The sequence below is a fragment of the Gordonia sp. NPDC003429 genome, assembly GCF_053588575.1.
The window spans coordinates 1-12,991 of sequence record NZ_JBSFQF010000014.1 but is presented as its reverse complement, the minus strand read 5'-3'; the positions used below and the strand labels follow the sequence as shown (position 1 = coordinate 12,991).

The following is a 12,991-nucleotide window of genomic DNA, read 5'->3' as shown; positions in this document are numbered from 1 at the left end:
CACCGGAGGCGACACGACCGACGATGACATGAGAACGGTCAGGACACGCCCGCACCGAGCGCGCTGAGCACACGCTGATGCACGTCCTGGATGTCGCCCACCGCGTCGACGGTCTTCACCGCGTCGCCGTAGTACTCGAGCAGCGGCGCGGTTTCCTTGTTGTAGACGTCCATGCGGTTGCGGATCACTTCTTCGGTGTCGTCGGCGCGACCGCGGGCCAGCATCCGCTCCACCACCACGTCGGTGTCGACGACGAACGAGAGCACCGCGTCGAGCGGGTTGCCGAGGTCGGCGAGGATCTCCTTGAGCGCATCGGCCTGCGCCGTCGAGCGGGGGAACCCGTCGAGGATGAAGCCCTTGGCGGCATCGGGCTCGGCCACTCGGGCACGCACCATGTCGACGGTGATCTCCGGCGGCACCAGGTCGCCCGCGTCGAGGTAGCGCTTGGCCTCGACACCGATGGCGGTGCCCTGCGAGATGTTGGCGCGGAAGAGGTCGCCGGTGGAGATGTGCGGGATGCCCAGCGCCTCGGACAGGAGTTCTGCCTGGGTGCCTTTGCCTGCGCCGGGGGGGCCGAGAAGAACGAGTCTCACTTGAGGAATCCTTCGTACTTGCGTTGCATCAATTGACTGTTGATCTGCTTCATCGTGTCCAGTCCCACGCCGACCATGATCAACACGGCCGTGCCCCCAAATGGCAGGTTCTGCACACCACCGCTGTTACCGATCTCGAGGAACAGGTTTGGCAGTACCGCGATGATACCCAGGTAGATCGAGCCGGGCAGAGTGATACGGCTCAGCACGTACCCGAGGTAATCGGCGGTGGGTTGCCCCGGCCGGATGCCCGGGATGAAGCCGCCGTACTTCTTCATGTCGTCGGCCCGCTCTTCCGGATTGAACGTCACCGCCACGTAGAAGTACGTGAAGAAGATGATCATCAGGAAGTACACGGCGATGTACACCCAGTTGCTGGGATCGGCCAGATACGTCTGCACCCAGGTCTGCCAGCCCGACTCGGTGCCGTCGGAACTCTTGGTGAGCTGGACGATGAGCTGCGGCAGATACAGCAGCGACGAGGCGAAGATGACCGGGATGACGCCGGCCTGGTTGACCTTGAGCGGCAGGTAGGTCGACGAGCCGCCGTACATCTTGCGACCCACCATCCGCTTGGCGTACTGGACGGGGATGCGGCGCTGGCCCTGCTCGATGAAGACCACACCGGCGACGATGATGAGGGCCGCCACGCAGACGAGACCGAAGACCAGTCCGCCGCGGCTGGTGAGGATCGCGCGACCCTCGGCGGGGATACGCGCGGCGATACCGGCGAAGATCAGCAGCGACATACCGTTGCCGATGCCGCGTTCGGTGATCAGCTCACCGAACCACATGACGAGGCAGGCGCCCGCGGTCATCACCAGCACGATGATCGACAGGCCGAAGATGGACTGGTCGGTGAGCACCTGGCCGCACTCCTGCGGAAGCAGGGTGCCGCGGTCGGCGAGCGCCACGATGCCGGTGGACTGCAGCAGGGCCAGCGCCACCGTGAGGTAGCGGGTGTACTGCGTCATCTTGGCCTGGCCGGACTGGCCTTCCTTGCGGAGCTGCTCGAACCGCGGGATCACCACGGTCAGCAGCTGCACGATGATGCTGGCGGTGATGTAGGGCATGATGCCGATCGCGAACACCGACAACTGCAGCAGCGCGCCGCCGGAGAACAGGTTGATCAGCGAGTAGACCTGGTTGCCGCTACCGCTGTTGATGCGGTCGATACAGGCGCTGACCACCTTGTAGTCGACGCCGGGTGACGGCACGGTCGCGCCGAGGCGATACAGCACGATGATGCCGACGACGAAGAGGATCTTCTTCCTCAGGTCGGGCGTCCGAAAGGCCGCGACGAGGGGGGAAAGCACTAACTCCTCCTAGGAACGACCACGCGTGTCCCCGGGGTACCTGTCCCCGGGCGAGCGCGGCGTGCTCGGCAATCGACGTTGATCGGTGGTTGCGGTCGGTGTGGCTCGGGCCCCACGGGGCCAGAGTCCCGCTGTCTGCGGTCCGGCAACCCCTGTGACTCTACCGTGACCGGATGAGTGGACTTCACCGGTGGCCCACCGGCACCGCGGCGGGCGGCAGTGAAGTCTGCCGCCCGCCGCGGAACGGGATATGGGTGAACCGGATCAGAGCTCGGTGACGCTGCCACCGGCAGCGGCGATCTTCTCCTTGGCCGATGCCGTGAACTTGTTGGCGGTCACGTTGACGGCGACACCGAGTTCGCCGTCGCCGAGAACCTTCACCAGCTTGTTCTTGCGCACCGCACCGGCGGCGACGAGTTCGTCGACGCCGATGGTGCCGCCCTGCGGGAAGAGCCGGGCGATGTCGCCGATGTTGACGACCTGGTACTCGACCCGGTTGGGGTTGGTGAAGCCCTTGAGCTTCGGCAACCGCATGTGGATCGGCATCTGGCCGCCCTCGAATGCGGCGGGCACGTTCTTGCGTGCCTTGGTGCCCTTGGTGCCGCGACCGGCGGTCTTGCCCTTGGACCCCTCACCGCGACCCACGCGGGTCTTCTCGGTCTTCGCGCCCGGAGCGGGGCGAAGGTGATGCAGTTTGATGGTCATTGCTGTTAAACCTCTTCGACTGTCACGAGGTGCCGGACCACGTTGATGAGACCGCGGTTGATCGGGGTGTCCTCGCGGGTGACGGTCTGGCGGATGCCCCTCAAGCCGAGGGTGCGCAGGCTGTCACGCTGGTTCTTCTTGGTACCGATGGTGCCCTTGACCTGGGTGATCTTGAGTTCGGCCATGGCTATCAGACTCCTTGTCCCGCTCGGGCCCGCAGCATGCCGGCCGGGGCAACGTCTTCGATCGGCAGACCGCGACGGGCCGCGACCTCTTCGGGACGCTGCAGCATCTTCAGCGCGGCCACGGTGGCGTGCACCACGTTGATCGCGTTGTCGCTGCCGAGGCTCTTGGCGAGCACGTCGTGCACGCCTGCGCATTCGAGGACGGCACGCACCGCGCCACCGGCGATCACACCGGTACCGGGGCTGGCCGGACGCAGCATCACCACTCCGGCAGCGGCTTCGCCCTGCACGGGATGGGTGATGGTGCCGGCGATCAGCGGCACGCGGAAGAAGTTCTTGCGAGCCTCTTCGACGCCCTTCTGGATCGCGGCCGGGACTTCCTTGGCCTTGCCGTAGCCGACGCCGACCATGCCCTGGCCGTCGCCGACCACCACGAGGGCGGTGAAGGAGAAGCGTCGACCACCCTTGACCACCTTCGACACGCGGTTGATGGTCACCACGCGCTCGAGCTGGTTGCGGTCCTGTTCGCGTCCGCCACGGTCGTCGCGACGGCCACGGCCGCCGCGGCGATCGCCGCGCTGGTCGCCACCGGCGGTGGCGTTGTTGTTGTCGTTTCCGGCGGGTCCGTTTCCGCCGTCACGCTGACGTCCGGGCATCAGAGGTTCCCTCCGGTCATGTTGGTGAAGCTGTAGAAAATGGTCATCAGAACTGCAGGCCTCCCTCGCGGGCGGCGTCGGCGAGCGCGGCGATACGGCCGTGGTAGTCCTTGCCACCACGGTCGAACACGACGGCGTCGACGCCGGCTGCCTTGGCGCGGGCGGCGATCAGCTCGCCGACCTTGGCGGCCTGCGCGGACTTGTCGCCACCGGCGGCGCGCACGTCGGCCTCGATGGTCGACGCCGCGGCCAAGGTCTTGCCGGCCAGGTCGTCGATCAGCTGCACGTGGATGTGGCGGCTGGAGCGCTTGACCACCAGGCGGGGACGCTCGGGGGTGCCGGCGACCTTTTTGCGCAGGCGGAAGTGTCGATTCGCGGTCGCGGTGCGACGGCGGGTCGACACGTCCTTGCCGAGCGGCTTGCGAACGGTCTTGGTTGCTGTATCACTCATGGCTTACTTACCCGTCTTTCCGACCTTGCGACGGATCTGCTCACCCTCGTAGCGAATGCCCTTGCCCTTATAGGGGTCCGGACGACGCAGGCGGCGGATGTTCGCCGAGATCTGGCCGACTTGCTGCTTGTCGATTCCCGACACCGAGAACTTGGTGGGCGACTCGACGGCAAAGGTGATGCCCTCGGGCGCCTCGATCGGCACGGGGTGGCTGTAACCGAGCGCGAACTCGAGGTCGCGGCCCTTGGCCTGCACGCGGTAGCCGACACCGAAGATCTCCATCTTGGTGGTGTAGCCCTGCGTGACGCCGGTGACCAGGTTGGCGACCAGCGAGCGGTTCAGGCCGTGCAGGGCACGGTTGCGGCGCTCGTCGTTGGGGCGGGTCACCACGATGGTGTTGCCCTCCTGGGCCACCTCGATGGGCGAGGTGACGGTGTGGCTCAGTTCGCCCTTGGGACCCTTCACGGTGACCGTGGAGCCGTCCACGGAGACGGTCACACCCGCGGGGATCTCGATGGGGTTCTTACCGATACGCGACATGTGTAGGCCTCCCTTACCAGACGTAAGCGAGGACTTCGCCGCCCACGCCCTGGTTGGCTGCCTGACGGTCGGTGAGCAGGCCCGACGACGTGGAGATGATGGCCACGCCGAGGCCGCCCAGCACCTTGGGCAGGTTGGTGGACTTTGCATACACCCGCAGGCCCGGCTTCGACACGCGACGCAGACCGGCGATGGAGCGCTCACGGGAGGGGCCGTACTTGAGGGAGACGACGAGGTTCTTGCCGACCTCCGCGTCCTCGACGCGGAAATCGGTGATGTAGCCCTCGCGCTTCAGGATCTCGGCGATGTTCACCTTGAGCTTGGACGACGGGAGGGTCACCTCGTCGTGGTACGCCGAATTGGCGTTACGCAGACGTGTCAAGAAGTCTGCGATCGGGTCAGTCATGGTCATGGTTGACCGTCAACCTTTCTCGTAGCGGTTCCCATGCAGCGCCGGTCGGAGGGAAATCCCTCATGACCTGCGGTGGGCCTTCCACGAAGTGGATAGTTGTGTAAGGTTCTCGCCGCCGATGCCCTTGGCTTTTCACCGGCACCGGCGACTATTCACTTGTGGCCGTAAACCCCGCGTGTGTACGCATACTTGCGACTGCGGACACACCAAGGCGCACAGGCAACCGTTCTAGTGTAGAGAATCTGCTGGCCACACCCAAATCGACGACCGCGAACCCTTCGCGGCACGCGGAGTCACTCCGCGCGGTGCGGACGGAATGCCATCACGCAGATACTGGAGCCCTCCGAGAGTTTCGCGCCCGTATCCCCGGCGCACCGCCGCGGTGGACACGCTCGCCGACCCGACGAGCGTCGTCGAAGCGGTGGCTTGTGGCGGTTCCGAGGTTCGCCATCGGGGGTTCATCGAGCACCGACCGTCTCATCGCGGTAGATCTCGACATCACCTCACACACCTCGTGGAACCGCATGGTGTGGTCGACGGAGCGTCAGGCGATCGGCGACTTCCGGGATCTGTTGTATGCCACCAGCACTGGGGTGACCGGCGATGTCGGCGCACCGGAACACAAGGGTGATCGAGAGGGTGAGATGACCGCGGCGTCGTGACGCTTCCACCACGGGCAGAGCTACCCTGCTGCGGTGAACTGGGAACTGGTCTCCTGCGGTCTGCGCGGCCACGAAACCTACCGCCCCGACGAAGCGGATCTCGCCGACCACCTCCGCTCGGACACCGCCGTCGGCGATGCGTGGCGGTGTCTGCGATGCGGAGACTTCGTCGTCGGCGACCCGCGCAGCAGCGGACCGGCCGATCACGCGCCGGAGGTCCCCCGCGGTCGCATGCTGCGCGATCTGATCATCATGCGGTTACTCGCAATCGAGCGCCTGATCCGCGGCATCTTCCTGGTGATTGCCGGGTCGTTCGTGATCGAGCTGCGCAACAGCCAGCAGACGCTGCACGAGAAGTTCGACGCCGAGATGCCGCTCCTCAAACCGATCGCCGACCAGATCGGCTGGAACATCGACGACTCGAAGGTCGTGCAATGGATCGAGAAGGCCACAACGCTGTCCACGACGACCATCGTTCTCGTCGGCTGCGCAGTGCTGGCCTACGGACTCAGCCAGCTCGTCGAGGCATACGGGTTGTGGTTCGCCAAACGCTGGGGTGAGTACTTCGCAGTGATCGTCACGAGCATCTTCATCCCCCTCGAGATCTACGAACTCGTCGAGAAGGCAACAGTGTTCAAGGCTCTGCTGCTCGCGATCAACGTGGCCGCGGTCGTGTGGCTGATCTGGAGCAAGAGACTGTTCGGAGTACGCGGCGGCGAGACCGCGTTCCACGCCGAGCACAGCGCCGAGAGCCTCCTCACCGTCGAGCGGGCGGCGGGCTGACCGGAGCCGCACCGCGACACGTGACGGGAGCTGCACCGCGGCGGCGTTCCGCCACGCATCTCGCCCGCACACCTGTCGGCTGCGGCGACTATATTCACCTCCGATGACCCACGCCGACAGTGATGTGCCGCCACTGGTCGGCCATGCGATCCGTCCCGGACGGGTCTTTCGCCTCGCCGACGTACACGGTTCGGCGATCGATGAACTCGCCGACGCCGTCGCATCTGAATTGCCGGTGATCCTCGACTACCGCGGCCCCGATGAGCGGACCGCACGGCAGGTCACCGCTGAGATCCTCGACGCGCTCGAATCGACACTCATCACCTTGTTTCCGGCCTGGCTACCCCACAGGTCATCGGGTGATCGAGTCGACGTCGACGAGGCGGAAGCCCTCGCGCGCCAACTGTGCGCTCACGTCGGCCTGGCCACTGCGGTCGTCGTACCACTCGCGCGTACCGGCGCTTCCCACAACTCCACGACGCCGCATGCGGTGCCGGAACAACGCGCAGCAACCCTCGTCGCCTTACTACGCCACTTCTACGGGCGCGGCGAGGTCGTGCTGGCGGTGCGCGCGAGCAGCACGCTCTCCGAGTCCGCTCAGCAGGCGGCCGCGGCGGCCTGTGCGTGGCTTGCCGAACACGGCCGCATCACCGTCTGGCTCACAGCCGACGCACTGCCTGTGGTGCACCGAATCCCTGTGCTACGCCTCGGCGTCGCCGTCCCGCCCCACCCGATCCCGACCGACCCGCTCCCGACCGACCCGCTCCCGATCAACACCGAGCGACCGATCCTGATCGTCTCGCGGCCAACAGGCGCTCCCGCCCCGCACAGTGCTGCCGAGCAGGCGCTCGAACACGCGCTGGCGCAGCATGAATGGGCACGCGGCCGGGTGTGGAACCGCTGCCCCTCCGATCTCGCGGCGCTGTCGGGCGTTGCCGTGGTCGACGTCCTGTGGCCGGATGAGCGCGTCGTCGTCGAGGTCGACGGCCCCGACCACCGTCGCGCCGACAAGTACGCGCGCGACCGCAGTCGGGACAACATGCTGCAACGCCACGGCTACCTCGTACTGCGCTACCCCAACGAAACAGTCCTCGACGATCCGTTGTCGGTCGTAGCAGAACTGCGCGACGTTCTCACTCATCGAAACCCGAATACCGGATCACTGCACCGGACACTCATGAAGGAGTCACCGTGGACCACCCGGAGCTGACACCGAGCCAGAGCGCGGTGCTCTTCGTCCTGATGGCGGAGTCGGCGGAGGTGTCGACGCCGCGCCTGCGCGAGCTGGGCCCCAACCTGGACAAAACCGCGCGACAGCGGTTGATCGACCACGGCCTGATCGAGTCGCGCAAGGGCGACCGCAACGCGTTCTACCACTCGCTCACCGATCGCGGATGGGCCTGGTGCGCAGACGAGTTGCGCTCCGGTCCACCAGCCCGCTCGTTGCCGCCGGTCCGCGCGCTCTACGCCGTACTCAACGCGATCGGACGACATCTCGACGCCGAGGACCTGCGTCTGTACGAGATCTTCGGGCGTTCGCGTCCCGTCATCGAGGGCGCTCCGACTACCCCGCAGACCGACTCGGCCTCCGGCGCGGTCACCCCCCGGATCGTCGCAGCCTACGAGTCATTGGCTGCGCGCCGCGGGGCACTGGTCGACGTCGGTGCGCTGCGTTCGGCACTCCCCGATGTGAGCCGCACCGAATTCGACGCGGCGATTCTCACGTTGCAGGACCGCCCCGGAATCAGCCTGATACCGCAGGACGACCGCGCCCGTTTGCGCGAGGCCGACCGAGCCGCAGCCGTTGTGGTGGGCACACAACCGTGCCACCTGTTCGCCATCGAGGAGGCCTGATGGACAACGGAATTCGTCAGGCACTCGAGTCGATTCGTCTCGACTGGGCCGATACCCCCGACGACGTCTGGGGCACGTCGGGGGCTTATCACGTAGCAGGCCTGCACGAGCAGGTCACCGACGAGACGATGCGCAGTTTCGTCGACGCGCAGCGGGCGGAGTCGGCAAGTCCCATCGGCGTGGTGATCCGCGGCGAAGCGGGATCGGGAAAGACGCACCTTCTGGGCCAGATCCGCCAACGTGTGCAGGAACGCGGCGGCTACTTCTTCCTCGTCAAATTGCTGGATGGCAGCGACTTCTGGAAGTCGGTGACGGTCGCAATGCTTGAAAGCCTCAGTCGTCCGGGTCTCGATCATCCCACCCAACTCGCGCAACTCCTCGACCGCCTCGCCCGGGAAGCCGGGGTGACCGAATCTACGCGCGCCGCAGTCGTCGGCGATTCATCGCTGACCGCGTCCGCGCTCGAAGAGTTCGTGGCAGGCGTGTATCGGCATCATCCCCATCGTCGACGCTCACAGCACATCCTGCGCGCGCTGGTACTGACCGCGTCGCAGGATTACGACGCGAGGGATCTCGGTGAGGCCTTCCTTCACCTCGACGTCGACGACGCAGACGATTTGGCCCAGTGGGGTATCCGCAACGCGACACTCGGGTACCAGGAAATGGTGCAGAACATCTCGCGCATCGTCGCATTCGACTCTGCCGCAGTCCTGGCCGTCGACCAGATCGACACACTCATCGAAGCGGGATGGTCAACGGCCGCAGACGAGAACTCCGTGGTCAATCGCGTGGCTCACGGCCTGATGGCGTTGCGCGAGAACATGAGTCGCACGACAACCGTCGTTTCGAGCATCACAGCCGCCTGGGAACACCTGGAGAGCCGCGTGATGCGCTCCGCGGTCGAGCGCTTCCGCACACCGCCGATGCTGCAACGGCCGCCCTCCGCCGACTTCGCGCGTGAACTCCTGGCCAAACGCTTCGCACCAGGCTTCGCGGAGGTCGGGTTCACACCACCCCGACCCTACTGGCCGGTCGACGACGCCGCCCTCGCCGACGCTCAGCGCTACACCCCGCGCGAGATCATGATGGCTGTCGACCGTCAGATCGCGGTGCTGCTGCGCAGTGACACGTTCACACCGATCACGGCCCTCACCGCGCCCGAGGCTGCTGCGCGAGTCGTCCGCGAGACCACGAGTGAGCGGGAGACCACCTCCTCGCTCGCAGGCGATACCAGTTCGACCACACCTGATCTCGCGATGATCGAGAAGCGCTACCGCGAACTGATCGAGCTCGCCGATCCAACCGACGCACTCGACTACACAACAGAGGATGCCGTCGTGCCCGACTTGCTGGCGGCCGGTCTCGGCGCATGGATCGAAGCACTGCCCACCAAGGCCGGGGAATGGCATCACGATCCCAAGCCCGGCACAAAAGCCGTGCTGCACGGCCGAATTCGCCATGTCATCGATCCGGCCCGGGAGTTCGACGAGTCGTGGAGCTTCCGCGCTCTCGCCGCCACACACCCGCGCTCGGTGCAGTCACGCCTCACCAATGCGAACAATGCTGCCGGGCTCAGCCTGGGCGAGGTCGAGCGTACCCTCGTGGTGCTCCGACGCCAGCCGTGGCCGACTGGACCCAAAACCGCCCAGTTGGTAGACGAGTTGCGTGCGCGCGGAGGTCGCGTGATCGCGTGGACCGACGACGATATTCGCCGGCTCATGGGACTGGCGCAATTGCGGTCCGAGCGATCACCGCACCTGCACGAGTGGATCGTCGAACGTAACCCGGCAGCCGAGATCGACTTCCTCACCGAGGTTCTCGCACCCGGATTGGACAAGGCGATCACCACCGACACCGAGGCTCCGGAGGTCGAGCACGCGCACGAAGGGGAAGCGCAGAAGGCACAACCCGGCACCCACGCCGCCGACAGTCACACCTCGACCGAATCGATCACCCCCGACGAGCCGAGACCTCCCACCGAATCACGTACGTCCGGTCCGCAGCGTGCCCTCGACGTGCTACCCATCGGCGTTCGAACCGCGAGCGGTGAACCCGTAGCGGCGCCACTGGAGTCGTTCCGCAAACATGTAGCGATCTTTGCGGGTTCCGGTTCCGGAAAGACCGTTCTCATTCGACGAATCGTCGAAGAGGCCGCTCTGCAGGGGGTTTCGTCGATCGTCCTCGACATCAACAACGACCTCGCGCGGCTTGGCACCCCCTGGCCCGACGGCACCCGCGAGTGGGCCCCTGGCGAACACTCGCTGGCCGACCGCTACTTCGCCGACACCGAGGTGGTGGTGTTCACTCCCGGGCGACGCTCCGGCCGCCCTTTGAGCTTCCGACCGCTACCGGAATTCGCCTCGCTCGAGAGCGATACGGACGAGTTCACCGCCGCCGTCGACTCTGCGGTCGGCGCTCTGCTGCCAAAGGCACGCCCCACCGAACGAGGGGCCCGCGCCACCCGCTACGAGGCGGTATTACGCCAGGCGATGGTGCACTTCGGCCGCCGGGGCGGCGGAACCCTGCAGTCCTTCGTCACTTTGCTGTCTGAATTGCCCGACGGAGTCAGCACCCTTGCCGACGCACCTCGACTGGCGATCGACCTTGCCGAGAATCTGAAGGCGTCAATGGCCAACGATCCCCTGCTCGACGAGGACGCGACTCCCGCCGACCCGGGCCTGCTACTCACTCCGTCGTCGGGATATCGCGCGCGTGTCTCCGTCATCAATCTCGCGGGCCTCGGCAGCGAGTCCCGGGTCGCGAATTTCGTCGGCCAACTGCAGATGTCATTGTTCGCATGGATCAAGAAACACCCCGCCGCAGACCGTCCATTGGGCGGCATTCTGGTGATGGACGAGGCACAGAACTATGCACCGTCGCAGGGCGTCACAACCGCGACGCAGAGCACTCTGGCGCTGGCATCTCAGGCACGCAAGTACGGATTGGGACTGATCTTCGCAACCCAGGCGCCGAAGGGAATCCACGGGCGGGTGTCGGGCAATGCGTCGACCCACTTCTTCGGAAAACTGAACCATCCCAATCAGATCGAGGCAGCCAAGGATCTCGCGAACAGCAAGGGGAGCCCGATCCCGGATGTCGGACGATTGTCGACCGGGAGGTTCTACACCGCCGTCGACGGCGGCCGCTTCGTCCAGGTGCAAACCCCACTGTGCCTGAGCTACCACCCTCAGAGCCCACCGACCGAGGACGAGGTTATTGCCATCGCTCGCACACCGCGCGCCTGACGGCGCGCTCACATCATGAGATTCCGGGCGCGGTGCCGCACGTCGACGACACGCAGGTGTGAAGTCCGCTAATGCCGCACGTCCGTCGTGCATCACGTGCCATCGTGAGACATGGACTCCACCCGACTCCCAGCCCTCGCCGACGAACTCATCGCCACAGCGCGCACCGCACACAGTCGCAGAGCCGGTCACACCCTCCATGGCGATTCGTCACGTCACCTGCGTCAGACAGTGATCGCCCTTGCAGCCGCCGCCGAACTCGCCGAACACGAGAGTCCCGGTGAGGCAACCCTGCAGGTTCTCCGTGGCGACGTCACCCTCACCGCGGGCCCTGACGACTGGCACGGCACGGCGGGTGACCTCGTCACCATTCCCGACGCCCGACACACCCTGAGGGCGAACGACGACTCCGCAGTGCTCCTCACCGTGCTGGCGCACTGACCCGAGCCGTCTCCCTTGGCCCTCCGTCATACTTACCCGTCATACCGATCAAAGACAGTGGCCCCGCTTCCCTGTCGGGAAGCGGGGCCACTCATCGAGAAGCGTTACCGCAGAAGCGGTGTCAGCAGGTGGAAGAGCCCGCCGACTGAGGACGAGGTCGAGGAAATAGCACGTCGCACATTCCGCTGATCTGCTACTCGACTCCATTCACACCCATCGTTCGAGGTATCCATCGGACTTGTCGGACCGGCGTGATCTCATGGTCACACCCGTTCGAACAAAGGAGCGAATCATGTCCGATCACGCATCAGCCATCCGTGGCATTCCGCGCTGGCATCCCAATCCGCTGGTGCAAGACGCACTGCATCGCATCCGCTCATACGGTTGGTCGGTCACCGCCGTCTCCGAGCTCTGCAAATACTGCGCGGCTGAAGGCAAAACGCCCGAGGAGATCCCCGATGCCGCGTTCGCCTACACCGCCGGTCTGGTGCTGCACGATCAGCCGGAGCTCCTGGTCTTCGGCCTCGATGCCATCACCGCGAACGGTGTTCTCAACGAGCTCGGAGACACCCTTCACCGATGCGACTGGCGGAGCCTGGTGGCCGCGGACACCGAGATCGCCTTGCGATCACTCGACGTACCGGTGCGCCTCATCGAGGTGATCGACAAGGACGACATGACGATTGCGAATGAGTTGTTCCCCGACGCACCTGCGGTGCAGGTCGTATGGCCCGACGACCACGGCATCTACCCGTGGGACGAGCGGTACGGACTCGATCACGTTCACCAACCGATCAAGGGGCTTCTCCCCGACCCGAATATCCGAACCGTCGGTCCGCGGGTGATCTCACGCAGTTACGGACCCAACCGACAACAACGCCGTCGACGTCGCCCCACTGCCGGGTGACGCAGGCAACGTGTGGCCCCACCCTCCATGTGGACGGCGGGGCCACACATCAAAAGCTGTGATCGCAGAATGCACGTGATCGAAGTGTGCGATGTGCCACGCTGCTAGGCGCTACATAGTAATGTTCCGGTTCGCGGTGGCAAAGGGGCTCTTCCGGATTGGCGGTGCGTGAAACAGGTTCTACTGACCCCAAGATGTAGGTCGGATTTGCGGTGTGAGCCTGCGTGATGTGGGCGGGTCC

At 65.5% G+C, this 12,991-nt stretch carries 15 protein-coding genes; 7 read left to right on the top strand and 8 right to left on the bottom strand.

What is annotated here, in order from left to right:
• Positions 1–38: 38 nt before the first annotated feature.
• From ACWDSI_RS15990 to rpsH, 8 genes are all read right to left on the bottom strand, one after another.
• Positions 39–593 carry an adenylate kinase gene (locus tag ACWDSI_RS15990; protein ID WP_449745433.1) on the bottom strand — a complete coding sequence of 185 codons (555 nt, stop codon included), beginning with the start codon at positions 591–593 and terminating at the stop codon, positions 39–41.
• Positions 590–1,909, bottom strand: a complete 1,320-nt coding sequence (gene secY, locus ACWDSI_RS15985) for a preprotein translocase subunit SecY (protein ID WP_449745434.1) — start codon at positions 1,907–1,909, stop codon at positions 590–592. The genes ACWDSI_RS15990 and secY overlap by 4 nt, the downstream gene beginning before the upstream one ends.
• 264 nt (positions 1,910–2,173) lie before the next feature.
• Positions 2,174–2,614, bottom strand: coding sequence for a 50S ribosomal protein L15 (rplO, locus tag ACWDSI_RS15980; protein ID WP_449745435.1), 441 nt, complete (start codon positions 2,612–2,614; stop codon positions 2,174–2,176).
• A gap of 5 nt (positions 2,615–2,619) precedes the next feature.
• The gene (rpmD, locus tag ACWDSI_RS15975) at positions 2,620–2,799 is read right to left on the bottom strand and encodes a 50S ribosomal protein L30 (RefSeq protein WP_449745436.1); all 180 of its coding nucleotides are present in this window, start codon (positions 2,797–2,799) and stop codon (positions 2,620–2,622) included.
• Between the two features lie 5 nt (positions 2,800–2,804).
• Complete coding sequence (gene rpsE / locus ACWDSI_RS15970; RefSeq protein WP_449745437.1) at positions 2,805–3,455, bottom strand: 30S ribosomal protein S5; 651 nt, start codon at positions 3,453–3,455, stop codon at positions 2,805–2,807.
• Positions 3,456–3,501: 46 nt separating this feature from the next.
• Complete coding sequence (gene rplR / locus ACWDSI_RS15965) at positions 3,502–3,906, bottom strand: 50S ribosomal protein L18 (protein WP_449745438.1); 405 nt, start codon at positions 3,904–3,906, stop codon at positions 3,502–3,504.
• A 3-nt stretch (positions 3,907–3,909) separates the two neighbouring features.
• Positions 3,910–4,446, bottom strand: coding sequence for a 50S ribosomal protein L6 (rplF, locus tag ACWDSI_RS15960; RefSeq protein ID WP_449745439.1), 537 nt, complete (start codon positions 4,444–4,446; stop codon positions 3,910–3,912).
• A gap of 13 nt (positions 4,447–4,459) precedes the next feature.
• A complete protein-coding gene (gene rpsH, locus ACWDSI_RS15955) occupies positions 4,460–4,858 on the bottom strand; it encodes a 30S ribosomal protein S8 (protein WP_449745440.1) in 399 nt (132 codons plus the stop codon).
• Positions 4,859–5,286: 428 nt separating this feature from the next.
• Between rpsH and ACWDSI_RS15950 the strand changes: the two genes are divergently transcribed.
• The 7 genes from ACWDSI_RS15950 (at position 5,287) to ACWDSI_RS15920 (ending at position 12,750) form a co-directional block, all read left to right on the top strand.
• Positions 5,287–5,520: a hypothetical protein gene (locus ACWDSI_RS15950; protein ID WP_449757150.1), complete on the top strand. Its 234-nt coding sequence runs from the start codon at positions 5,287–5,289 to the stop codon at positions 5,518–5,520.
• A 33-nt stretch (positions 5,521–5,553) separates the two neighbouring features.
• A complete protein-coding gene (locus ACWDSI_RS15945) occupies positions 5,554–6,303 on the top strand; it encodes a DUF2127 domain-containing protein (protein ID WP_449757149.1) in 750 nt (249 codons plus the stop codon).
• A 103-nt stretch (positions 6,304–6,406) separates the two neighbouring features.
• The gene (locus ACWDSI_RS15940; RefSeq protein ID WP_449757148.1) at positions 6,407–7,513 is read left to right on the top strand and encodes an endonuclease domain-containing protein; all 1,107 of its coding nucleotides are present in this window, start codon (positions 6,407–6,409) and stop codon (positions 7,511–7,513) included.
• Positions 7,495–8,157: a MarR family transcriptional regulator gene (locus ACWDSI_RS15935; protein ID WP_449757147.1), complete on the top strand. Its 663-nt coding sequence runs from the start codon at positions 7,495–7,497 to the stop codon at positions 8,155–8,157. Before ACWDSI_RS15940 ends, ACWDSI_RS15935 begins: the two co-directional genes overlap by 19 nt.
• Positions 8,157–11,402: a helicase HerA domain-containing protein gene (locus tag ACWDSI_RS15930; RefSeq protein WP_449757146.1), complete on the top strand. Its 3,246-nt coding sequence runs from the start codon at positions 8,157–8,159 to the stop codon at positions 11,400–11,402. Before ACWDSI_RS15935 ends, ACWDSI_RS15930 begins: the two co-directional genes overlap by 1 nt.
• 111 nt (positions 11,403–11,513) lie before the next feature.
• Positions 11,514–11,843, top strand: a complete 330-nt coding sequence (locus ACWDSI_RS15925; protein ID WP_449745445.1) for a LuxR family transcriptional regulator — start codon at positions 11,514–11,516, stop codon at positions 11,841–11,843.
• 292 nt (positions 11,844–12,135) lie between these two features.
• Positions 12,136–12,750 carry a DUF4262 domain-containing protein gene (locus ACWDSI_RS15920; RefSeq protein WP_449757145.1) on the top strand — a complete coding sequence of 205 codons (615 nt, stop codon included), beginning with the start codon at positions 12,136–12,138 and terminating at the stop codon, positions 12,748–12,750.
• The last annotated feature ends 241 nt before the right edge of the window (positions 12,751–12,991 follow it).